The organism is Sporosarcina sp. P7 (genome assembly GCF_002743425.1).
Classification (GTDB): Bacteria; Bacillota; Bacilli; order Bacillales_A; family Planococcaceae; genus Sporosarcina.
In genome coordinates this window covers 138935-161139 of sequence record NZ_PDZF01000003.1, presented here as the reverse complement: position 1 = coordinate 161139, position 22205 = coordinate 138935, and the positions used below count along the sequence as shown (strand labels likewise).

23 protein-coding genes are annotated in these 22205 nt (G+C 42.2%); 15 read left to right on the top strand and 8 right to left on the bottom strand.

Annotation, left to right across the window (positions count from 1 at the left end):
- The first annotated feature begins 86 nt into the window (after positions 1-86).
- The 6 genes from tatA (at position 87) to CSV60_RS05015 (ending at position 5288) form a co-directional block, all read left to right on the top strand.
- Complete coding sequence (gene tatA, locus CSV60_RS05045) at positions 87-314, top strand: twin-arginine translocase TatA/TatE family subunit (protein ID WP_158233151.1); 228 nt, start codon at positions 87-89, stop codon at positions 312-314.
- Between the two features lie 8 nt (positions 315-322).
- Positions 323-1231 (top strand): twin-arginine translocase subunit TatC, encoded by a 909-nt coding sequence (gene tatC / locus CSV60_RS05040; RefSeq protein WP_099636176.1) that lies wholly within the window; start codon positions 323-325, stop codon positions 1229-1231.
- A 44-nt stretch (positions 1232-1275) separates the two neighbouring features.
- Positions 1276-1722, top strand: coding sequence for a hypothetical protein (locus tag CSV60_RS05035; protein WP_143565316.1), 447 nt, complete (start codon positions 1276-1278; stop codon positions 1720-1722).
- A gap of 567 nt (positions 1723-2289) precedes the next feature.
- A complete protein-coding gene (locus CSV60_RS05025; protein WP_099636173.1) occupies positions 2290-3243 on the top strand; it encodes an agmatinase family protein in 954 nt (317 codons plus the stop codon).
- A 107-nt stretch (positions 3244-3350) separates the two neighbouring features.
- Positions 3351-3986 (top strand): helix-turn-helix transcriptional regulator, encoded by a 636-nt coding sequence (locus CSV60_RS05020; protein ID WP_099636172.1) that lies wholly within the window; start codon positions 3351-3353, stop codon positions 3984-3986.
- Positions 3987-4037: 51 nt separating this feature from the next.
- The gene (locus CSV60_RS05015) at positions 4038-5288 is read left to right on the top strand and encodes an Nramp family divalent metal transporter (protein WP_099636171.1); all 1251 of its coding nucleotides are present in this window, start codon (positions 4038-4040) and stop codon (positions 5286-5288) included.
- Positions 5289-5476: 188 nt separating this feature from the next.
- On the opposite strand, the gene CSV60_RS05010 is transcribed toward CSV60_RS05015, so the two are convergent.
- The 4 genes from CSV60_RS05010 to CSV60_RS04995 all read right to left on the bottom strand — a co-directional run bounded on the left by CSV60_RS05010 (position 5477) and on the right by CSV60_RS04995 (position 11348).
- On the bottom strand, positions 5477-6718 hold the full coding sequence (locus CSV60_RS05010) for an S-layer homology domain-containing protein (RefSeq protein WP_099636170.1): 1242 nt from the start codon (positions 6716-6718) through the stop codon (positions 5477-5479).
- Positions 6719-7246: 528 nt separating this feature from the next.
- Complete coding sequence (locus tag CSV60_RS05005) at positions 7247-8827, bottom strand: ABC transporter permease (RefSeq protein ID WP_099636169.1); 1581 nt, start codon at positions 8825-8827, stop codon at positions 7247-7249.
- On the bottom strand, positions 8827-9726 hold the full coding sequence (locus CSV60_RS05000) for an ABC transporter ATP-binding protein (protein ID WP_099636168.1): 900 nt from the start codon (positions 9724-9726) through the stop codon (positions 8827-8829). Before CSV60_RS05000 ends, CSV60_RS05005 begins: the two co-directional genes overlap by 1 nt.
- Before the next feature lie 140 nt (positions 9727-9866).
- Positions 9867-11348, bottom strand: a complete 1482-nt coding sequence (locus tag CSV60_RS04995) for an S-layer homology domain-containing protein (protein WP_099636167.1) — start codon at positions 11346-11348, stop codon at positions 9867-9869.
- Positions 11349-11530: 182 nt separating this feature from the next.
- Between CSV60_RS04995 and CSV60_RS04990 the strand changes: the two genes are divergently transcribed.
- The 4 genes from CSV60_RS04990 to CSV60_RS04975 all read left to right on the top strand — a co-directional run bounded on the left by CSV60_RS04990 (position 11531) and on the right by CSV60_RS04975 (position 13584).
- Positions 11531-11728, top strand: a complete 198-nt coding sequence (locus tag CSV60_RS04990; protein WP_099636166.1) for a DUF6440 family protein — start codon at positions 11531-11533, stop codon at positions 11726-11728.
- Positions 11729-12102: 374 nt separating this feature from the next.
- The gene (locus tag CSV60_RS04985; protein WP_233189534.1) at positions 12103-12276 is read left to right on the top strand and encodes a Zn-dependent hydrolase; all 174 of its coding nucleotides are present in this window, start codon (positions 12103-12105) and stop codon (positions 12274-12276) included.
- Positions 12263-12841: a Fic/DOC family protein gene (locus CSV60_RS04980; protein ID WP_099636165.1), complete on the top strand. Its 579-nt coding sequence runs from the start codon at positions 12263-12265 to the stop codon at positions 12839-12841. Before CSV60_RS04985 ends, CSV60_RS04980 begins: the two co-directional genes overlap by 14 nt.
- 296 nt (positions 12842-13137) lie before the next feature.
- On the top strand, positions 13138-13584 hold the full coding sequence (locus CSV60_RS04975; RefSeq protein WP_099636164.1) for a hypothetical protein: 447 nt from the start codon (positions 13138-13140) through the stop codon (positions 13582-13584).
- Between the two features lie 434 nt (positions 13585-14018).
- Here the strand turns inward: CSV60_RS04975 and CSV60_RS04970 are convergent, their stop codons facing one another.
- Complete coding sequence (locus tag CSV60_RS04970) at positions 14019-15272, bottom strand: amidohydrolase family protein (protein ID WP_099636163.1); 1254 nt, start codon at positions 15270-15272, stop codon at positions 14019-14021.
- A gap of 284 nt (positions 15273-15556) precedes the next feature.
- Here CSV60_RS04970 and CSV60_RS04965 point away from each other — a divergent pair, with 284 nt between their 5' ends.
- From CSV60_RS04965 to CSV60_RS04945, 5 genes are all read left to right on the top strand, one after another.
- Positions 15557-16012, top strand: coding sequence for a MarR family winged helix-turn-helix transcriptional regulator (locus tag CSV60_RS04965; protein ID WP_099636162.1), 456 nt, complete (start codon positions 15557-15559; stop codon positions 16010-16012).
- An 80-nt stretch (positions 16013-16092) separates the two neighbouring features.
- Positions 16093-17046: a ring-cleaving dioxygenase MhqE gene (gene mhqE, locus CSV60_RS04960; RefSeq protein ID WP_099636161.1), complete on the top strand. Its 954-nt coding sequence runs from the start codon at positions 16093-16095 to the stop codon at positions 17044-17046.
- A gap of 23 nt (positions 17047-17069) precedes the next feature.
- Positions 17070-17963: a VOC family protein gene (locus CSV60_RS04955; protein WP_099636160.1), complete on the top strand. Its 894-nt coding sequence runs from the start codon at positions 17070-17072 to the stop codon at positions 17961-17963.
- A 58-nt stretch (positions 17964-18021) separates the two neighbouring features.
- The gene (locus CSV60_RS04950; RefSeq protein WP_099636159.1) at positions 18022-18630 is read left to right on the top strand and encodes an alpha/beta hydrolase; all 609 of its coding nucleotides are present in this window, start codon (positions 18022-18024) and stop codon (positions 18628-18630) included.
- 372 nt (positions 18631-19002) lie between these two features.
- Positions 19003-19533, top strand: a complete 531-nt coding sequence (locus CSV60_RS04945) for a YceI family protein (protein WP_099636158.1) — start codon at positions 19003-19005, stop codon at positions 19531-19533.
- A 108-nt stretch (positions 19534-19641) separates the two neighbouring features.
- Here CSV60_RS04945 and CSV60_RS04940 read toward each other — a convergent pair whose 3' ends face one another.
- From CSV60_RS04940 to CSV60_RS04930, 3 genes are all read right to left on the bottom strand, one after another.
- The gene (locus CSV60_RS04940) at positions 19642-20079 is read right to left on the bottom strand and encodes a GNAT family N-acetyltransferase (RefSeq protein WP_099636157.1); all 438 of its coding nucleotides are present in this window, start codon (positions 20077-20079) and stop codon (positions 19642-19644) included.
- A 72-nt stretch (positions 20080-20151) separates the two neighbouring features.
- Complete coding sequence (locus CSV60_RS04935) at positions 20152-20826, bottom strand: Dph6-related ATP pyrophosphatase (RefSeq protein WP_099636156.1); 675 nt, start codon at positions 20824-20826, stop codon at positions 20152-20154.
- Positions 20823-21815 (bottom strand): GNAT family N-acetyltransferase, encoded by a 993-nt coding sequence (locus tag CSV60_RS04930; protein WP_233189533.1) that lies wholly within the window; start codon positions 21813-21815, stop codon positions 20823-20825. The genes CSV60_RS04935 and CSV60_RS04930 overlap by 4 nt, the downstream gene beginning before the upstream one ends.
- Between the last annotated feature and the right edge of the window lie 390 nt (positions 21816-22205).

Below are 22205 nucleotides of genomic sequence, written 5' to 3'. Positions count from 1 at the left end.
CCCTACTGCAACAGTCGGTGCACTTGCCTATCGTACAACGGAAGGCATTCAGAAACACCAGTAACAATAGGAAGGATGGATGGATTATGAATTTAGCAGCTATCGGTGTACCAGGGCTCATTATTATCCTTGTAATTATTTTGATTCTTTTCGGACCTCGTAAATTGCCTGAAGTCGGCTCAGCAGTCGGTAAAACTTTAGCAGAGTTCAAAAAAGCTACAAAAGATATTATGGGCGATGATGAAGAAAAAGAAAAAACAACTAGTACTTCACAAAAGACAATAGAAACAGACAAAAAAGATATGAATAAGTAGGTGAAATGATGGATCCGTATAGTGATCAAAACCCAAAAAATCAAAGCTCGTCAGACAAAAAAATAAAAGATGAAGAAACCGCGCTACCTGATCACTCTGCGGAGACTTCTTCCACTGAACGGGCCGTACCAGAAGAATTAAAACCAGAGCCACAACCGGAAGAACCCAGAATGCCACCTCCAGAGCCATCTGAAGATGAAAAGGAGGATACAGATCCTGCGCTAATCGAGCATCTCACGGATCTTCGGAAGCAGCTCATCAAAAGTGTCGTCGTATTCCTGGTTTTCTTCATTGCCGTATTCAGCACCATCAATCTATGGTTCCCATACGTTACACGGGGCTATAAGCTGATCGTTTTGAGTCCGCTTGAAGTCATTTCATTTTACACGACGATTTCCGCCGCGATGGCGTTTGGATTATCCGTCCCGTTCGTCTGTCATTTCCTCTGGCAGTTCGTCAAACCGGGTCTGACGCAGAAAGAAGGACGTTTCCTGAGCCTCTACTCCCCTGCCATTTTGATCCTGTTCGTCGGCGGTCTGGCATTCGGGTACTACGTAGTCAATCCACTGAGCTATAACTTTTTAGTAAAGCTCGGCAAAATAAATTTCGATGTCATGATTACAGCAAAGGAATATGCACGTTTCCTATTAATGACCACCATGCCGATTGGCTTGCTGTTTGAGCTCCCAATCGTCGCACTATTCCTGTCTGCGATCGGTATTCTAACATCCGAAACTATGAAAAAAGTAAGAAAGTGGTCGTATGTGATACTCGCAGTCGTGTCTGCATTGATCACACCTCCTGATTTTTTAAGTCAGTTAATTATTCTCATTCCGATGATTGCCTTGTATGAAGCAAGTATTTTCATTGTCATGAAAACTGAAAAACGACTAGCGCCTGAAGCGGAGGCATCGTAAAGACGAGAAAAAAGCGTTTCACTTTTAAAGTGGGACGCTTTTTTATGTGCGGAATATATTTAATGACGCGGTCGCATACTAATTCGGGTAACTTGCTCTGTGTCGGGCGTTACACGCTCTATAAACCACGCTATCCGCTCTATGTCCAGCGCCAAACGCTCTATCCATCACGCGAACCGCTCTATATCGAAACACAAACGCTCTATCCACCACGCTATCCGCTCTATGTCCAAACACAAACGCTCTATCCATCACGCAAACCGCTCTATATCGAAACACGAACGCTCTATCCATCACGCAAACCGCTCTATGTCGAAACACAAACGCTCTATCCATCACGCAAACCGCTCTATATCGAAACACAAACGCTCTATCCATCACGCAAACCGCTCTATATCGAAACACGAACGCTCTATCCACCAGGCTATTCGCTCTATATCGAAACACAAACGCTCTATCCGCCACGCTTACCGCTCTATGTCCAACGTTAAACGCTCTATCCATCACGCAAACCGCTCTATATCGAAACACAAACGCTCTATCCATCACGCAAACCGCTCTATATCGAAACACGAACGCTCTATCCATCACGCAAACCGCTCTATGTCGAAACACAAACGCTCTATCCACCACGCAAACCGTTCTATATCGAAACACGAACGCCCTATCCATCACGCAAACCGCTCTATGTCGAAACACAAACGCTCTATCCATCACGCAAACCGCTCTATGTCGAAACACAAACGCTCTATCCACCACGCAAACCGCTCTATATCGAAACACGAACGCTCTATCCACCACGTCAACTGCTCTATATCGAAACACAAACGCTCTATCCACCACGTCAACCGCTCTATATCGAAACACAAACGCTCTATCCACCACGCTATCCGCTCAATATCCCCCGCCAAACGCTCAATACCCACCTTCTCCCCCACCAAAAAAACCACACCTATTCCCCCCTCACAATTTAATTTATTTAAAACTATTTGACAATTAGTCAAATAGGTTTTATTATTAGTACAAGTTCTTTAAAAAAATTAAAGGTGGTAATTGATATGACAGAGATGATCTACGGCAATACTCCATGTATGTTGGGGGCTAAAAATATATCAGCAACAAAAGACTTTTCGGATGTAGACGCGATTGTATACGGTGTTCCTTGGGAAGGCGCGGTTACATGGGGAGATTACACAGGTTGCGAACTCGGTCCAAAAGTAATGCGCTTATGTTCTGCACGCTACTCGGGTTACCTTCCTGAAATCAACGACATGGATGTTTTCGAAAACGTCAAACTAGGTGATATGGGAGATGTCGACGTCGTGCCTTCTGATGTAGATGAAACAATGAAGCGCATCACCAACTTCACTTCGGAATTATGGAAATCAGGCAAGTTCGTCATCGGTCTTGGCGGCGATCACGGTATTACGTTTCCTATCGTGAAAGCGATTGCAGAGCAAGATAAAAAAGTAGGAATCATTCATATGGATGCGCACTACGATAACCTTCCATCTCACAACGGTGACGAGTTCGCTCGTTGTAGCCCGTTTGCTCGTTTGTATGAACAAGAAGGCGTACGTAATGAAAGTATTATCCATACAGGGATTCACGGACCTCGCAACAAACCCGAAAGCGGACGCAATGCGAAAGCTGCTGGTGCAGTGACTATTACGGTCAATGAAATCCGTGGCCATAAAGATTTAAAAGAGATGGCTAAAGAAATCTATGCGCAAGCTTCAAAAGATGTAGATTGTGTATACTTGACGATCTGTAGTGATGTGTTGGACTTCGCATTCAATCCTGGCGGTCCAGTTGACGGAAATGGCTTAACTTCTTATGAATTACTCACATTGGTACATGAAATTTGTAAATTAGGCGTTATCGGTATGGATTTCGTGGAAATTTATCCACAGCAAGATCCTAATCAATTTTCTGCTCATTTCGCTTCTACTTTGATCCTATATGCACTAGCAGGAAATATCCTTCATAATCAGCAAAAAGAAGGAAAGTAAGCTACCGCTTCCCAGACTACTGAACCTTTTCATCGAAAACAGTCGATTTTTCCTTCTTTGTATAGGAAAATAAGGAATAGTAATTAATCTGAGGAGTGTTAGAAGTTATGAAACCAAACCAATTGATTTTCGACTCTTATATACGAATGGCTGATGCCATATACAGTGTGTTTAATGTGAATTGTGAAGTTGTCATCCATGATGTGACGAAAGTAGAGTCCTCTTTAATCTATTTGAAAGGCGATGTCACCGGCCGTACTGTCGGTGCCCCTACTACGGAAGTCATTTTGAGGGAATTAAAGAAGAAACACGAAGATATTAAAGATTTGAATGGCATCATTACGAACACGACACGTGGCAAGATGATCAAGACTTCCATTGTATTCATTCGAGATATGGACGGCAAAGTGATTGGTTTCCTTGGTATCAATTTGGATATCACGGAAATCAATCGTCTACATCACGTGCTAGAAGAAATGATTCGTCCAGACACAAGCTACGAGGGGCAGCATCTCGATGAAACGTATGCGACGCATGTCGATGAAGTGTTCGACAACATCACCAAAAGCACAATAGTGGAGCTTGGAATCGACGTGGAAAACTTGAGACGTAAAGACCGCATTACGTTTGTGCGGCAGTTGGAAAGTAAAGGTATCTTCCTGATTCAAGGATCTGCTGACCGAATCGCAGAATTACTAGGTGTATCGAAACAAACAATTTATAACTCACTCGAGGAAAAGTGACTTTTCTTTTCCTCTCTTATTCGGTGAGGACATTTAAGGGAGGTTAAGAAGATGCTCGCTAACGTATCCACAACACAGCAAGTTAAGAAAAAAGGGCTACTTTCAAAGATAAAGTCGATGGGACCAGGAGCTATTATTACGGCTTCATTCATAGGTCCGGGTACTATCACTACCGCCACTCGCGCAGGTGCTGGATTTGGTTACGCCATTCTATGGGCAGTAGTCTTCTCTATTATCGCAACAATCGTTCTTCAGGAAATGTCTGCACGACTTGGTGTCGTTTCAAAAAAGGGATTGGGCGAGGCGATACACGACCAATTCAAACAACCTTTACTGAAATTCGCTTCTATATGGCTCGTCATTATATCGATTGGCGTTGGCTGTGCGGCATATATTTCAGGTGATTTGATGGGAACGTCCCTTGGTGTCTCTACATTGACGAATATTCCAGCACATATTGTAAGCCCTTTCATCGGTGTAGCGATTCTGCTTCTCGGATTGTCAGGTAGTTATAAATTAATCGAAAAGTTAATGATTTTCCTAGTCATCGTCATGAGCGTGACGTTCATTACGACCATGATTGTTGTAAAACCTGATATTGGCGCAGTATTCGCGGGAGCATTTATCCCAAGTGTACCAACCGGTTCGATCATTATCATTATCGCATTGGTCGGAACTACAGTCGTGCCGTATAACTTCTTCATTCACTCTTCTATGGTGCAAGAACGTTGGACGCAAGTAAGTGACTTGAAGGAAGCAAGATGGGACACGATCATTTCGATTTGTGTCGGTGGATTAATCACTGCTGCAGTATTAATCACAGCTGCCTCTACGATGATGGGCATGGAAGTAACGAGTGTTGCGGACCTGTCCGTCCAATTGGAACCTTTATTCGGTTCATGGGCAAAAGTATTTATCGCGATCGGTATTTTCGCAGCAGGCTTCTCCTCCGCTATCGCAAGTCCACTTGGTGCAGCAGTCGCGATCAGCAGTGTACTGAAGTGGGAAGGCGGAATGAAGAATAAAAAGTTCAAAATGGTATTCTCCGTTGTGATCATCATCGGTATTATCACATCCGCAATTGGCTTCAGTCCACTTGACGTATTGCTTGCGGCACAAGCGTTGAATGGTATTTTGCTTCCGATTGTTGCGGTATACTTGTTTATCATCATGAATAATAAACAATTACTTGGTGATCAGCGCAACTCCACTTTACTCAATATCATTGGAGCTATCGTGATCTTAATTGCGATTTTCCTTGGTGGGTATAGTTTAGTTGATGCAGTTCAAATGTATTTGTAAGAATGGTTGTATAGGGAAAAGCGTTTCACTTTATAAGAGTGAGACGCTTTTTCTTATGTTTTACTGAGTAGGAGACCATTTTGTAATCATTACCACACTGATAGATAGTGTACAAAACTTGAACCCTCAGAAACTAGCACTGGCAGGCAACGCGGCGAAGAATGTATAGTGTTTCAGACCGATTAAAACTAGTAGAGAAGACCACTATCGGAATGGAATGTCACATGATCTCGGCCAATATTGCTATCCACAGTGAATTTGTATTGGTCGAATGTATATTTTTCATGACTGGAATAATCTTGACCTGTCATTTGGGTCTTCGATACGAATTTTACTTGTACATTGCTAAAGCCATGGCGTCTATATTCATCTTCTATAGCGAACTTCGCTTCGTCTACCGTCAATTGGAAGTTCTTCGTGCCTGGGTAATCAACAGCATAACTAGCGATTTTCCATTGACCGGCTTCTTTTGTAAATACGGCATGAACAAACCCTCCCGTATCATCATTTATATTTCTAAATTGAATTGTGTTCACGTTTAACGTATTTTTATCAGGCTGGGAGAAATCAAAACGTAACTGAACTTCTGCATGCAAAGCATTATGCACATAATCGAGGTAGTCGAACTCCCCGTTATATACTTTCTGGATCACGTCATTCACATACCCTTCGGTCGCATACGAGAGATACTCTGGACGGACTTGGTTGAACGTTTGATTATTTTCTTCGCTCAGCAAGAAGATACGTTCAATTGAAGACGTTAATCGATTTAATTTATCCAGTGCGCTGTCACTATTCATTTGATCGCCACCTGGTTGAGCAGCATGTGCATGAATAGCTCGATTTAGGAATTCTGCATAATGCGCACGTGTAACTTTATCATTCGGTTTAAAGTGTCCGTTATCCCCTTTTGTCACGCCATTTGAAAACAACGCATTGGCATGGACATATCCCCAGTGCGTGACGAGGAGATCATAAAATCCGGCATGCTCAGTCATATTGAATTCAAATGCCAAATCGAGCATCTTTGCCATCTGGATGCGTGTAACAGAGGCATCGGGATTGAACTTGCCGTTTGATCCGCCTACAATCCCTTTATTATACAACTTCATAATGGGTGCGTAATAGGCATGGCTTTTCGGTACATCTGTAAAAACAGCTTTTGCAGTAGACGGTTGCGGCAACTTCAACGCTTTATCCAGTAACACCGCTACATGCTTACGACTCACCGGCTCATTCGGCCGAAAACTCCCGTCAGGATAACCATTGATGAATCCTGCTTTTTGCATCTCCTGAATGGCTGCGTAGTTCGGATGTTGCTTCGATACATCCTTAAACTCTTTCGCTGATGCCTCATTGGATCCGACATGAACAAATGACAAAGCAAATAGCAGTAACGTCCAGAGCATAACCTTGAACATTTTCCTCATGCTTTCACTCCCTTTACATTTTTTCGGTGATAGTCTCCTGCTTCCATACTATCAGGTAGTTAAAAGATTTCATACATCTTTTTGGAAAAATCAGTAAATTGTTTAATGTTATTGAATAAAGTGTTAGCTAATATAGATACTTACAGATCCTAACACAAAAAGCACCTGCGTAAACAAAGGTGCTTAAATCGCTTTTGTAAGTATTCGTAATGCAATATTAATAATCTATCGTTACCGGGATGAATTCCCTTCCGAAATGAAGATAAAGAATAAGACCTTATGTGTTACCATCGCCAGACCGAACAGTCCTATTGCAGAAGGATCTGCATTCACTATTTTTGTTTCTTAATTTTGATTCATACTTATGACAACCTCCTGAAAGTCCAACCAAACTTCAATCACAATAGCATTAATTGTAACCCCAGGAAGTCCTTGACCGATGTTTCTTTCAATAAAACTAGTTCTATTATCGATTTGTGCCGAATCGGTCGAAATTGGAAGGGGATTTTGATATTTGTAGACAAATCACTACCCTTCTATGTCTCGATTAATATATCGATTGATACCGAAAATAAACAAAACAACCGCCACCGCTAGTAACCCACCAGTAGATAGCCAGTTCATGTCCTCTATCGGCAACTTGGAAACGAAGCCAAACGGTGAAAGTTTTTCCATCCAATTAGGAAACTGGAATAAGCCGCCTAAATATAGCGTAAGGAATCCGTAAAATAAATAGAGCCACACGAAGCCTGTCGCTTTTTCTGCGATACCAATCAAACATGTGCTGATCGCAATCATTACGACCACCGCGGGAAAATGAACGATGCTAGCTTGCCATACGGTTAAGAACGTGAATGGCTCTTCCATCGATGTAGTGCCTGCTAACCATAAACCGAGTGCCGAGAAGCTCAGCATCACAAATCCAGTGAACAACGCCAACACCAAATAGGAACCTAGTAACTTGTTCCTTGAAACGGCGCGCCCTAGCAAATGTTCTACGCGTGACTTCCGCTCCTCACCCACTATTTTATGAATAGAAAGCAATGCCGGAATTGTGCTAATAAATGCAAGTACCGCCATCAGCATCGGCAAGAATTGCGTAGTCAATGAACTGTTTTCATCCTCTACAATCATCGAAGCGAGCATGTCATTGTCTTGAAAAAACGAATCTAAATCCCCGAGAACGGAACCGTAAGATAGCCCGAGCACCAGCATGCCAATTGACCAGGAAATGAATGCGGTTCTTTGCAGTCGCCAAGCGAGTCCCATCGGATGACGCAACAAAATCGAAGCATGCGCACGGCCGCTTCTCGAGGGAAGAAAGCCTGAGCCGATATCGCGTTTGCCTTGAAGAACGACTGCCAGCACGAACCATAAAATACTTGTGCCTATCAATCCCACTACAGGCACCCAGTTATTATCGCTGTACGGCTGAACTTGCGTAAGCCAGCCAAACGGTGGAACCCACTCCGTAACCGATCGCAATACATAACAGCTGATCATCACCGTAAACGAAAGCCCTACTGCCCCCCGCGAACTTTCCGAGAGTTGCACGCAAACCGCTGTAATACCTGCAAAAAACAAGCCGACCGCACCAAGCGACGCACCGTAAATAAGTGATCCAGACAGCCCCATACTATCAAATGAAAGACTATACAAGCCCACACCGATTAGCGATGCAAGTAGTAAATTGACGCCGAACAGCGTAAGTATGGAAGCCGTCAGTTGCGAATGCCGCGCAATCGGCAACGAACGTAGTAATTCTGCTTGCCCCTCTTCTTCCTCTGCCCGCGTATGGCGCACCATCAATAAAATATTCATGATAGCAACTGCAATGGCGGTCATCAATAGCATCTGATGCGAGACCATGGCGCCAAGCGTGTAATTCGCCAAATCTCCAGGACCTACCATTGCCTCCATCGCGGGATTTTTCATCGTTTCCGCCATGATGTTGCGATCTTGCTCAGTTGGATATAATTCATTAAAAGCAGGTGGTACGACAAGCGTCATGGCGGTGATGCCAACGAGCCACCACATATAACGCATGCGATCTTGCCTGATAATGAATCGGGATAGACGGAGAACACCTGCAAAGGGAGCCCTCTTCATCACACTTCCCTACTTTCCGTGGATTCTTCATAATGTCGCATGAATAAGTCTTCAAGCGTAGGCGGCGCACTTTCGATTTTCCGTATGCCGTGCGCGCTTAGTTTTTGCATAATCGCTTCCATCTCATCTGCATCTGCATGAAATGTCCAGCCGGTTTCTGTCTGCGCTGCATCATGGACACCTTGCCACGAAACAAGCGACTCAATCGGAGTTCGCGTCACAACCGTCAGCTGCATTCGCGTCAAATGCCGCAACTCATTCAACGTACCGCACTCGATCAGACGCCCTTGTCGAATGATGCCAACGCGATCGCATAGCTTCTCAACTTCCGACAAAATATGGCTCGACAGTAACACCGTCTTCCCTTCAGCCTTCACTTCCTCTACACATTGCTGAAACACTTTTTCCATTAACGGATCGAGTCCCGAAGTCGGTTCATCTAGCAAAAATAATTCTGCATCGGAGGCAAATGCCGCCACCAAAGCAACTTTCTGTCGATTCCCCTTCGAATACGTTCGGCACTTCTTCGTCGGATCTAGCTGAAAACGCCTAAGTAATTGCTCACGTTTTTGTTCATTAATCTTCCCTTGCAGACTTGCGAATAAATCAATGACTTCTCCGCCCGTCAACTGCGGCCACAAATGTACGTCCCCTGGCACATACGCTACACGTCGATGAATGTCCACTGCATCTCGCCACACGTCTTTGCCGAAAATCGTCGCGGTTCCGCTCGAAGTACGAAGCATGCCAAGCAGAACCCGAATGGCTGTCGACTTTCCTGCTCCATTTGGACCGATGAAACCGAACACTTCACCGCTCTTCACTGCTAAATCCAGTCTATCCAACGCCAGATGCTTGCCGAAAACTTTCGTCACTTGGTTCATCTCAATCACATTCATCTACATGCTCTCCTTTAGTTTGTGCCAGAGTTTGTTAATAATTTCAGTGTAGCATAGGACAATACTGCCCGAGATATTTTTTTGCAAAATTCAAAAAAGCAGACACGTGATGCATGTCTGCTTTGCTCAATCCTATTTAATTAATTAAAAATCATATCGTCTTCTTCACTGACCGTTGCGTCTACATGCAGATAAGCGCCCAGTTGACGGACTTTCACCGTGATGCCGTAGTAAACCCTGTGATTTCCCTGCGACACGCCCTTAGCTTCTGGGAAGTCGACAAAGAATTCTCCTGGTTTCTTCGGTGTGATACGGAACACATTCGTCCCCGGATCTCTTGTCACTGTCGCAATCTGTTCACTTCCTTTAGGCAGCACGTGCTTGCCCAATTTAGCGCCTTCCCAAATGCTCAGCACCTCTTCCGATTTGATCGGCGTGACATGGATGTAATAATAAAATTGTTCTTTAATTTCAGTTGATGAGACATAATAACGTACGATCTTGCCATCCGCATACGTAACCGTCGCAATAAATTCGCCCGGCTGATCCAGTTGGATGACATGACAATATTGCAATGATTGATTTTCGCATCGCTTAAAACCTACGCGATCATTCACCAGTTCTCCTTCAGCTGTAGAAAGAGTAATCGACGTAGCATCTATGAACGGTTCGTTATTATCTCTTCTTTCATAATGCTTCCATAGCTCTACAGGTGTGGAATAAATGTCTTCCGTCTCTTCCAATGAAATATCCCATGCACCATTCACTTTTTTAACATGTACATAGTATTTTCTATAACTTTTATCGGATGTCTCGGATGAAGCTACCCCTGAAAAAGTCAGTGTAGCCGTTCCTTCTTTCTTTGGAACAATATGAATCTTCGTTTGCAAATTGACTTGACTTGGGATTTCACTGTCTGCCACGACGTCGAATACATTCGAGTTCGTTTTGCTGACATTATTGAATCTCTTCCATTTAAAATCTTTCGCATGCATCGTTAGAATTCCAGGCTTCACATCTTCCGCCGCTTTGAGTAATTTCGCTGCTTGACCTCTTGTGATAGTGGCGTTTGGACTAAATGTCGTAGGAGACGTACCAGTTGTCAGCCCGAGTTGATACAAACTATAAATTCCATCTCTGTGGCCATTTTTATGCACAACGTCTTTAAATCCATAATCGGGATCACGATATAGCGGTAATTCAAACGCTTTGATGATGATCGAAGCCATTTGCGCGCGCGTAATCGAATCGTTTGGCCCGAATCGCCCGTCTCCATAGCCGTTGATGACTCCTTTTTCCGCTAGTACCGCAATCGCTTTATAGTAGCCATTTGCAGTCGATACATCTTTGAATTTTGGATCTTTTATATTCGTAGTAGGAAGTTTCGTCATCTTCACGATAATGGCAGCCGCCTGTCCTCTCGTGATAGAGTCGTTCGGACGGAATGTACCGTCTGGATAGCCTCCAATTATATTACGTGACGCCAACTCATTCACCGCTTCCGCGAAATGCTTCGAATCTGGAACATCCGGAAAACCCGAATTGCCTGCAGCTGAGCTTGATACAGGTACACTACATGCTAGCAAAATCGCACCGAGTACCGCTATCATTTTATTCTTCATTCGACTTCATCCTCTCCATAATATAGTAGTATGCCGTACAGACGTAGAATTACAGAAATAGTTTCAAAGTTTTTTTAATTAATTTCCCTTTAGATTAATGCACTACTTAATAGAAATCAATGGATTTTTGAATAATCAAATAACTCGTTGTATAGTAATACTAATACAAAGGAGGGTCTAGAATGGATAAGAAACGTTTTGAAATCATCGAAAAACAAGGCAAACTGCAGCAATTTCAAGTGATCCGCGACAATGAAACCGGTGTACTTTATATGTCACGAGCACAAGTTTACGGCCTAGGCATGACAGTCCTCGTCGATGCGGAAGGAAAACCACTCGTGGATCAAGAGTATGTAAGATCAGGTAAGCGCACTATGTAGAAATCCACACGCTCTCTCTCGCAATGAATCAATTTCTTTCAAGCGGACCTACTGGCCAACAATAGATTAGCAATATTGGCGTGTGCATACAATGTGTCATGTTGAAACGATTTGTCGGCGATGTAGCCATGGAGGATATCACAACGGATGAACTGAAAAACCTATCTGATCGAATGCGGCAGTCATTTAAAGCGGATCAACATGTAAGATGCTTTTGGCGACCCGTTGCTGCTTAATTGTGAAATACTAATAGGAAGCTAAAGCAAACGGTTGCGATTCCCCAAGAAGGATTTGGTCATACGTCTAATTAGTAATTAACCCATTAGAACTGTATAATATAAAGTAAGATTATAATGATAAAGGGGTGGTTTATTATGAAGCCATTGGATCTTGACTCAAAAGAATTTAGACGAGTGATGCATAACCTACATCTCGAAAATTTAAAAATTTCTTCTGATATGCAGGAAAAAGTCTTAGAACTCATAAATACAAAGACTTCAATTACCCCTACTTTGATTAAGGATATATTGCGGCATGGGAAAGTATAATGATAAAGAAAATGATGAGTACCTAATAAAACACAATTTATTGGAGATTAATTCTTATAAAGAACTCGAAAGAGCAGAAGCATTGGCGTTTTCTCTTCGTGCAATGGCACTAGAACAAAACGATTTCATATTCGAATCATTTACCTTGAAAAAGTTCCAAGAGCTGCATCATTATCTATTTCAAGATATCTACCCCTTTGCAGGAAACTTTAGGAATGTTCAACTCATGAAAGGTGCTACTCGTTTCTGTCAAGTTCAATTCTTGGATAGCTATGCAAGTAACTTATTTATGGAGTTAAATGAGGAGCCTCTTTGGAATTCATTAAATGAAGCTGCAGATCGTTTAGCTTACTTCAAAGCAGAATTAAATATGTTGCATCCTTTTCGAGAAGGGAATGGTAGAACTATCCGGATTTTTCTACATGCTTACGCAATGAGTAGAGGAATTGAGTGGTCGTATGAAACGCTGGAGAGTGAAAAGTATCTGCATGCCATGATTAAGTCTGTCACTGATTTAAAGCCACTAAGAGAAGTATTCTTGGAAACGATTCAATACGTTGAATAATATAACGGGTACTGATCTTTTACACAGATTAGTGCCCGTATTTCATATTAGGAGTTTACTATTAAGCGGACTATTTGTGGTGTCGTTTGGAGGAACTCTTCGAATATGGCAATGGATAGTTCAGGGTAAAATGTAAGCTGCATGTTAAACATTCGGGGGCAATTATTAGGCAATGATTCTATCTCGATTTCCTTAAATAACTATATGATTGTTAGTAATTATCAAGTACTGGTCCCGTATAGATGTTGACTTTAATAGATTCAAAAATCATTACACTTATAGAGAGGATATTTAAAATGAAAAAAATAAGCTTGATGTTTTTAATGGGAGTAATATTGATTCTAGCAGCGTGCACTTCTGAAAATAAAGATAGTCTTGTAAATATCAAATTGTCGGATAGCGAAAATGAAAATGTAGAAGCAGCGAAAGCCGATCTAAGCCAAAGTGAATTTAACGATGCAATTGAAGAAGCCAATAAAGAAACGGCAAAAGAAAATAATGCTGAAGTAGTAGATTTATTCGAAGGTGCAACTTATGAAGCTTATTTATTAACACGAGCAAAATTAACACAAGAAAGTTTCGATAAAGCTAAGGAGCAAGATGTTTTTGCAACTGAAGTAAGTTACGAAGACTATCAAAGTGTTGCTGAAGCATTTGTAAATGATGATGAATACCAAGGTAGTTATGGTGCATACGCGGCGAAATCTGTTCAGTATTTAACTCCCAAAGGTATTCCTAATTAAAGGATGTATGGTCCAGTTAATCGTTTCAAATGAACAATGACTTTCAAAAGTAATTCAATATTCGGGTGCGATTGTGTAACTTAGTTTATTCGCACTCGCTTAGTTGATCTTCGCTACAGCCGGCGACGGGAGGATCAGCAAGAGCCGTAACGGAGAACGGCTTTTGCGAGTCAAGCGTAGCGGGAAGGAGCACATCTTTGCATTGACAGATGAAACCCTAGCGAAGCAAAGCCGAGCGGCGTGGTTCACCGCACGCCCATAGGACACGCGTCTGGCTGCAGCGCAGATTAACGGGTTCCAACCACTTCCCCGTCATCCGTTGATTCAGTTTACACATACATCCTCCGTATCAGCATTTCAAATAACTTGCAGGGACTTTTACAAATCCTCCCCAACACATGTTGAGAAGGATTTTTTAGAATGGTCAAGAAACCTTACGATAGCTTTAAGAAATCCACTTCCACTTCATTTTTTCGCGGTTCACGCTTAAAGAGATATTCACCGTTCCTAACCGACATCAGCACTTCTGCACGCTCACGAATGGCTTCATACGGATCTTGTGCATCCAACACGATGAAGTTCGCTGGTTTTCCTACTTCAATACCATACTCATCGTTCACTCTCATAAGATTGGCCCCGTGGTATGTGATCAAGTCGAGTGCTTTATTGATCTCGTCAATATGTGTGTAATGCGCTAAGTGAATCCCATTGTCTAAAATATTCATCATATTTCCATTGCCCAGTGGATACCAGTAATCCGCTATGGAGTCTTGAGCAAATGCCACATTGTTTCCGTTATTTAATAATTCTTTTACCCGTGTTAGGCCACGACGTTTAGGGTAACTGTCGCCACGTCCTTGTAGATGGGCATTTTCAGTCGGACAAGAAATAAAGTTGATTTGTGATTCTTTAAATAACCCTAACATTTTATTGGCATAGCTGTTGTCTACTGAACCGAAGCTACATGTATGACTGGCCGTTGTATACTTACCATAGTCTTTTTCCATAACGAGTGCGTTTAACACTTCTAAGAACCTACTATTTGGATCATCATTTTCATCACAATGAATATCAATCATCACATTGTGCTTTATCGCCATGTCTACAATACGTCGCAAGGATTCCACGCCATGCTCATAGGAAATTTCAAAGTGAGGAATTCCCCCTACTACATCCGCACCCATTTCAAGCGCTTCTTCCATTAAACGCTCTGCGCCTTCATATCTAAAGAATCCTTCTTGAGGAAAGGCGACAAGTTGTAATGTAACGAGATCTTTCAATTCTTCGCGTAATGCAATTAACGCTTTCATCCCCGTTAAATTCGGATCCGTAATGTCTACATGCGTACGAATGAATTGAACCCCTTTGCTTAATTCTTTTTGAATTCCTTTAATCGCCCGTTCACGCACCATTTCTTCAGTCAATGATTTCTTATTATCACTCCAACGCTGAATACCTTCAAATAATGTCCCGGATACATTCGCATTTCCCTCGCCTAACCCTGAAAAGATATAATCCAAGTGTAAATGAGGATCCACATAAGGCGGCAACACTAAACGCCCTTTTAAATCAATCACTTCATCTGCGTTACCTACATCATTCCCTATTGTTTTAAACTGCCCATTTTCCACTACAAATTCATGGGAATGTGGGTCACCATATATATTCGCATTGATAAATTTTTTCATAAAATACATTACTCCTTTATCCGTTGTACTAGTACTGAGTATAGCATTTACAAAAGACTTAAAAAAATTCTTGCTCTCCACACGACATGGTCAACCTATTCTCCAAACATCCACCTCGTATTCAAATGAACTTTTGAAAAGTGCATGGTACGAATGCCGTATACACCATAACGCCCCTGACACAAACCATCCAAGTAGTGTAGATTTCTTTTCAAACGTATCGATTGACATCGTAACGTCCCTATTATATGATTACCTTGAATTCGAGATAAAAGGAGAACGTCATGGACAATCAAAATGTAGATCGTTATGAAGAAGATTTGTCTCTAAAGGCATTTATAGTTTTAACTCGAGCATTGCAATCCATTAAAGTACGCGTGGAAGAAGATATAAAAAGCTCAGGTTTAAATCCAACAGAATTTGCTGTTCTAGAGTTAATTTATAGTAAAGGTGATCAACCGATACAGAAAATTGGTGAGCAAGTATTAATTGCTAGTAGTAGCATCACGTACGTTGTAGATAAATTAGAAAAGAAAAACTTACTAAAAAGAAAACCGTGTCCAAAAGATCGACGTGTCACATATGCGTCTATAACAACTGAAGGCACGGAACTGATGAATGAGATCTTCCCCCCACACAAGAAAGCGATAAAAGAAATTTTTAGTGGGCTAAATATATCAGAAAAAGAACAACTCATTACACAGTTAAAAAAATTAGGTTTACATGCACAAAATATGTAATAGTAAATCTAGTTTTTTTAACCTAATATCTCGAATTAGTAACATATTAATTAATTACAATTATAAAGGAGTTTTAATACATGACAAACGAATTACTAGGCATTCACCACGTTACCGCTATGACAGACAACGCAATGAGAAACTATGAGTTCTTCACAAACGTACTGGGAATGAGATTAGTCAAGAAAACAGTAAACCAAGATGACATCCAAACGTATCACACATTTTTCGCAGATGATATCGGTTCACCAGGGACAGACATGACGTTCTTTGACTTCCCGAACAATCCGAAAGGGACACCCGGGACAAACTCGATTTCCAGAACAGGACTACGAGTGTCTAGCGACGCAGCCCTTGAATATTACGTAGAGCGTTTCAAAGAGTTCGGCGTAGAAAACGAGGGCATTCAAGAGCTCTTCGGGAAAAAGGTGCTACCTTTCCAAGAAACAGATGGGCAGAAATATCAACTGTTCTCCGATGAGAATAATACAGGCGTAGCACCCGGCACACCTTGGAAAAACGGACCCGTACCTGAAGAACACGCAATTTACGGCTTAGGACCGATTGAAATCACAGTTAGTTATTTTGAAGACTTTAAAAAAATGCTTACAGATGTGTATGGTATGAAACCGATTCTTGAAGAAGACAACGTAACACTGTTGGACGTAGGTGAAGGAGGCAACGGTGGACAGGTCATTTTACGATATGATGATACTACGCCAGGACGTCAAGGGTATGGACAGGTTCACCATGTATCGTTCAGAGTGAAAGACCATGAAGCAATCAAAAATTGGGAAGCAACATACGATGAAATGGGTATGCAGCATTCCGGTCATGTAGACCGTTTCTACTTTGAAGCACTTTATACACGCGTCGGTCATATTCTCATCGAGCTATCAACAGACGGACCAGGTTTCATGACAGATGAACCTTACGAAACATTGGGTGAAAACCTAGCACTCCCACCATTCCTTGAACCAAAACGTGAATATATTGAATCTCAGATTCGCCCATTCGATACAACACGTTCATAATCGTTTTAAAAGGAGTTTTGTAAATGGAAGCCATTAAAAGAATCCATCATATTTCAGCCATTGTAGGAGACCCCAATGAAAACTTGAAATTTTACAGAGATGTTTTAGGGCTCCGTTTGATTAAGCAAACGGTAAACTTTGATGATCCAGCTGTCTATCACTTGTACTTCGGAGATCATCGTACGACTCCTGGTACGGTCATTACATTCTTTCCTTGGACAAACGACAATCGTGGACGAAAAGGCAGCGGTCAAGTCGGACGAATTGCTTTTAGAGTACCTAAAGGAAGTATGGACTATTGGAAAGAGCATTTAACAGCCCAAAACATCCACATAGAAATGACTCAGCTTTTCGGTAAAGAAACACTCGAGTTCAATGATGTGCATGGATTGGAGCTCGCTATTGTCGAAGGCGAAATATCCGCAAATCATTCCGACATAGTGGATTTCCACGGAGCTGTGTTATTATCCGCAAATCCACAAGCCACAAAAGATTTGCTTACAGGCATTATGGGATTAAATGAACTAGATGTCGAGGATCAGAACCACCATTTTGAAACAGTAGGTCAGGAAAAGCATCACATCCTAACATCCATCCCACCGCAACCTGCTGGTAGATTCGGTATTGGAACGGTCCACCATATCGCTTGGTCTGTCCCTACTATTGACGCATTAAAAGAATGGCAGTCCACCTTACAAGATAATGAATTCGGGGTCACTGAAGTAAAGGACAGAAATTACTTCAACTCGATCTATACAAAAGAAAAAGGAAAAATCGTATTCGAGTTCGCAACAGACGGTCCGGGATTTGACATAGATGAAGATATACAATCACTTGGTTCCATGCTGAAATTACCGGAACAATACGAACATAAAAGGCAGGAATACGAAACTCTACTTCCGAAATTGAAGATATAGTATATAAATAAAATACTGTAAGCAGACTTGCCGTTAATTAATTGGAGGCGTTAAAGCAGTGAAATATATTTACAATGAAAAGAAAAAAGGTGCACCGGTATTTGTATTGCTACACGGCACAGGTGGTACAGAAACGGACTTAGTATCCCTAGCCGAACTTCTACATCCTGAATACAACGTTTTAGGCATCAGAGGAAATGTGCAGGAAAATGGAATGAATAGATTCTTTAAACGTCATGGTGAAGGTCAGTACGACTGGGAAGACCTGGAGTTTCGCGGCAATGAACTGTATGAGTTTATCGTGGAAAAATCAAAGGAATACGATTTTAAACTAGAGGATACGGTTCTTGTCGGATTCTCAAACGGTTCGAACATTGCCATACAGATGATGCTTATGCAGCCAGGAACTTTCAAAAAAGCGGCTTTATTCGCACCACTGTATCCAGCAGATGTGGCGAAAACACATGATTTCAGCGACGTGGACGTATTCCTTTCACTAGGCGAAGGCGACCCGGTTGTACCAGAATCTGAAAGCAAACGAGTCATTCGTCTCTTTGAAGAAAGAGGCGCACAGGTCACAACAGCTTGGGTGAAGGGACATAGCCTGACACAGGAAGTCGCGCAACAAGCGAAGAATTGGTTGAATTCAACACAACTTACGCGATAAAAAACGTAACTAGAGTGATCATGGTGATGATCAAAAAAAGCGATGAATTAAGAGGATAATACGTAGATGGTTTACAAGCAAACTAACGGACTGACCACGACTTTCTTGCAACCACGTAACGTTTGAACAGCATCCGTAGAAAGATACGACTAAAACAACTTCCATCGAATCCCCTACTATACGCATATATTTCCCAAAAGAGGGTAAATAGTTCTTAAGTGGTGGTGGTAGTGTTTTTTTCTAAAACGTATAAATACGAAGCCATCACTCCAGTGCTCGTTTCTCAGATTCCAAGGATTGTTCATCTTGAATAGGTTGCATGTCAGTTACTGAATGCAACATAAAAACCAACCAGTATTGGAGGAGATTTATATGACAAAAGCAAAATGGAATGTTGACACAGCACACAGTACAATAGAGTTTTCGGTAAGACATATGATGATTTCAAACGTAAAAGGTACATTCAACGAATTCCAAGGAACTATCGAAGCGGATCCCCAAGATTTAACGGACGCATCGATCGATTTTACAATTGATGCAAACAGTATTGATACGCGCAAGTCTGATAGAGACAATCATTTACGTTCAGCAGACTTTTTCGATGTAGAAAATTACCCAAACCTTTCGTTTAAGGCGACAACTATCGAGAAGACGTCAGACGATACGTACGACATAACTGGCGACTTCACTATTAAAGATACAACGAAGCCCGTCACATTCCATGTAACATTTGAAGGCATAGCGAAAGATCCAATGAGCGGAGATGAAGCTGCTGGATTCTCAGGTAATACGAAGATTAACCGTAAAGACTTCGGTCTAACATGGAATGCGGCACTTGAAACTGGTGGCGTAGTCGTAAGCGACGAAGTAAAAATTCATATCGAAATTCAATTACGTAAGTAAGCTGTATATGATGAAAAGTTGATTACGTAGTGTCTATATCGAGCCCCTAAAGTTAGATTTCATTCTAACATTAGGGGTATTTCTTTACAGAACTAGTACTATTTCAAACTACAGAGCTAACTCTTTCTCCATCACAATATGTGGTATGCCGTCTTCCATGAATATATCAGATGTAGTTGCATACTCAAGTTTTCGATAAAACTCTTCTGCATGTGTCTGTCCATGCAATTTCAACCGTACTATTCCCTTCTCCCTTGCGATATCTTCTAGCCCTTGAACAATAATCTTGCCGACACCTAAACTCCGATGAGAAGCTAACACACAAATGCGTTCTAACTTCCCCACTCCATCTACTATTCTCAATCTTCCTGAGGCGATCGCTTGTCCGTTATGTTCCACTAAAATATGTTCACAAAATTCACTCAGCACATCAAATTCATCAAATTCGTCCTCTTCCGGAACATTCTGTTCTTCTACGAATACAGCTTTTCGTATGTCAAAAGACTTTTGAAGATCCTCTTCCGTCACTATTCTCTTACTATTCATTAGACATCTGCTCCTTTTTCTACTTTTATTTATTCATCAAGTAAGAATTAAAAAACTTCCACAGATTATCTCTCAGTCTGTGGAAGTCACTTGTTCTAGCTCGCATTTCAAAAATACATAGCCCTCTTTTTCGATTGTTTCATTCATTTTTACAGGAATACGTTCCTTGAAAATCGGTCCATCTACAACGACAGTGTGGAATTCCCCTGACTCACCACAGCTATCGATGCCGAGTGCTTCGAGTTCATCCATTAATTCAATCGTGAAACGTCTGCCTAGAAAGTTAGCAGGCATCATCTTGGTATTGACGACGACCACATAGGCTTCAAAACCTGACGCTATAAATTCTTCAAGTAGCATCCGTCTAGGTTCTTCCCATAGGGGATGATATGTTTCCATGCCGACTTTGGCACACATCGACTGTACCCATCGTAAATGATCTTCCAAATCGATGTCACCAAATACCGCTTTATGAATACCTTGTTCTTTAGCAGCGCGCATCGCATCTAAAAATTGTATTTCATAGCCAGCCCAGTCTGCTTTTCGGATCATCAGTGGTATATTCATCTGCTTGGCTTGCGCTTGAACAACATCAAGTGGCAATGCATGTGATTTGGAATGTGGCTGATCTTTCTCGAACATCGTCCACAACATCGCTGGCGTATTTCCCTCTTGAATCGCGCGATAGGCTGCGAGTGCTGAGTCTTTGCCGCCACTCCATGACGTGACGAACTTCATGCCCGTCATTGTCCGTCCGCCCATGAGATTCGTGCATCCACTGTTCGCGCCATGCGAATCATATACGAACGGAATCCAAGCTTCGGCCAGAAATACGACGCTAAATGATTCGCCGTCAGCCAATCTGTCATGACATATTTAAAGCCTGCATTTTTCATTTGAGTAAAGCTATGGTTCGCAATCGATTTACCGATACCTTGTCCACGCATATCAATATTTGTCGTGCCCTGTACAAGCACGGTCGACTCATCTGGCGTTGTCATCGCATGTCGAGCGTCCGCCGGCGTGAATAGATGAAAAGCTACAGGTACGTGATCTTGCTCAGCGACCCAGCTGCGCGTACCTTCTTTGCCTTCATACGCCGCAAATACATCGCGCTCCGCATCCAATGCTTCTTGCGTAATCGGTTTCCACGCGGGAGCTTTCGCTTGATGCAAACTGTTCCACGGTGCCATCTTATGCAATATTTTTTGCTCGTCCCCTACTAGTTCCTTCATCTTCACGAGACTATTTTCTCCCGGCTGTGCACGATACTGTTCAAGTGACAACGCCGCAAAGCGCTGTTCAAAATGAAACGACTGCTCCAGCATTTCAAGAATTAATTCATCATTCCCAACGGGTATATCCAGAACATGTTCAAAATATCCATTGCGAACCCATTCCGCACCGACTTCCGTGTACATCAAACGTGCTAATCTTGGATGCTCGTCCTCATGTATGACAAATGAAGGATACCCAACATACACTGTGCGTCCGCGGGTAGCGTCTTGGCGATATTCGTATAGTAAATAGCCGATGACCTCTTCGTCACGCAACGTCACGAGGCCCCCTGTATATGGTTTCTCCAATTCTTCACGCAAACGTTCTTCTGCTTGTTCGACATCTTCAAAGCGTTCCTGCAAAAATGGAAAGCGTTGTCGTTCATCTGCATGTCTCGCCGCTAATAACGAGGCCATCTTCGGTATATACTGCTCTTCAAATTGTACAAAATGAATCATCAGAATCCCCTCCTGCCTAATTTAACTAAATTATACCACATCCATTTAGCTTGCCAATGAAATGAATAGATTAGATGTTTTGTCGGGGTGATAGGATATGCCGTGGGTTTGAGCGGATATGCGTTGGCATTGAGCGGGTGACTCCCAACTATGAGCGGATACACGACGGCATTGAGCCGATAACGCTATGCATAGAGCGCTTGCGGGACTACATTGAGCGGATAGCGTGATTCATTGAGCGAATGCCGCGAATGCCAAAGAGTGGATGGCGCGGCGATAGAATGTTGGGTGTAAGGTGTAGGGCCACGGACATTGAGCGGATGCGTGGGTTCATTGAGCAAGTAGCGTGGAACTATGAGCGGATACCGATCGCGATTGAGCGGATAACGC

Coding starts and splice junctions, on each gene's coding strand:
- tatA (WP_158233151.1), top strand. CDS start 87: ATGAATTTAGCAGCTATCGGTGTACCAGGGCTCATTATTATCCTTGTA.
- tatC (WP_099636176.1), top strand. CDS start 323: ATGGATCCGTATAGTGATCAAAACCCAAAAAATCAAAGCTCGTCAGAC.
- CSV60_RS05035 (WP_143565316.1), top strand. CDS start 1,276: ATGTGCGGAATATATTTAATGACGCGGTCGCATACTAATTCGGGTAAC.
- CSV60_RS05025 (WP_099636173.1), top strand. CDS start 2,290: ATGACAGAGATGATCTACGGCAATACTCCATGTATGTTGGGGGCTAAA.
- CSV60_RS05020 (WP_099636172.1), top strand. CDS start 3,351: ATGAAACCAAACCAATTGATTTTCGACTCTTATATACGAATGGCTGAT.
- CSV60_RS05015 (WP_099636171.1), top strand. CDS start 4,038: ATGCTCGCTAACGTATCCACAACACAGCAAGTTAAGAAAAAAGGGCTA.
- CSV60_RS05010 (WP_099636170.1), bottom strand. CDS start 6,718: ATGAGGAAAATGTTCAAGGTTATGCTCTGGACGTTACTGCTATTTGCT.
- CSV60_RS05005 (WP_099636169.1), bottom strand. CDS start 8,827: ATGAAGAGGGCTCCCTTTGCAGGTGTTCTCCGTCTATCCCGATTCATT.
- CSV60_RS05000 (WP_099636168.1), bottom strand. CDS start 9,726: ATGAATGTGATTGAGATGAACCAAGTGACGAAAGTTTTCGGCAAGCAT.
- CSV60_RS04995 (WP_099636167.1), bottom strand. CDS start 11,348: ATGAAGAATAAAATGATAGCGGTACTCGGTGCGATTTTGCTAGCATGT.
- CSV60_RS04990 (WP_099636166.1), top strand. CDS start 11,531: ATGGATAAGAAACGTTTTGAAATCATCGAAAAACAAGGCAAACTGCAG.
- CSV60_RS04985 (WP_233189534.1), top strand. CDS start 12,103: ATGAAGCCATTGGATCTTGACTCAAAAGAATTTAGACGAGTGATGCAT.
- CSV60_RS04980 (WP_099636165.1), top strand. CDS start 12,263: ATGGGAAAGTATAATGATAAAGAAAATGATGAGTACCTAATAAAACAC.
- CSV60_RS04975 (WP_099636164.1), top strand. CDS start 13,138: ATGAAAAAAATAAGCTTGATGTTTTTAATGGGAGTAATATTGATTCTA.
- CSV60_RS04970 (WP_099636163.1), bottom strand. CDS start 15,272: ATGAAAAAATTTATCAATGCGAATATATATGGTGACCCACATTCCCAT.
- CSV60_RS04965 (WP_099636162.1), top strand. CDS start 15,557: ATGGACAATCAAAATGTAGATCGTTATGAAGAAGATTTGTCTCTAAAG.
- mhqE (WP_099636161.1), top strand. CDS start 16,093: ATGACAAACGAATTACTAGGCATTCACCACGTTACCGCTATGACAGAC.
- CSV60_RS04955 (WP_099636160.1), top strand. CDS start 17,070: ATGGAAGCCATTAAAAGAATCCATCATATTTCAGCCATTGTAGGAGAC.
- CSV60_RS04945 (WP_099636158.1), top strand. CDS start 19,003: ATGACAAAAGCAAAATGGAATGTTGACACAGCACACAGTACAATAGAG.
- CSV60_RS04940 (WP_099636157.1), bottom strand. CDS start 20,079: ATGAATAGTAAGAGAATAGTGACGGAAGAGGATCTTCAAAAGTCTTTT.
- CSV60_RS04935 (WP_099636156.1), bottom strand. CDS start 20,826: ATGACGGGCATGAAGTTCGTCACGTCATGGAGTGGCGGCAAAGACTCA.
- CSV60_RS04930 (WP_233189533.1), bottom strand. CDS start 21,815: ATGATTCATTTTGTACAATTTGAAGAGCAGTATATACCGAAGATGGCC.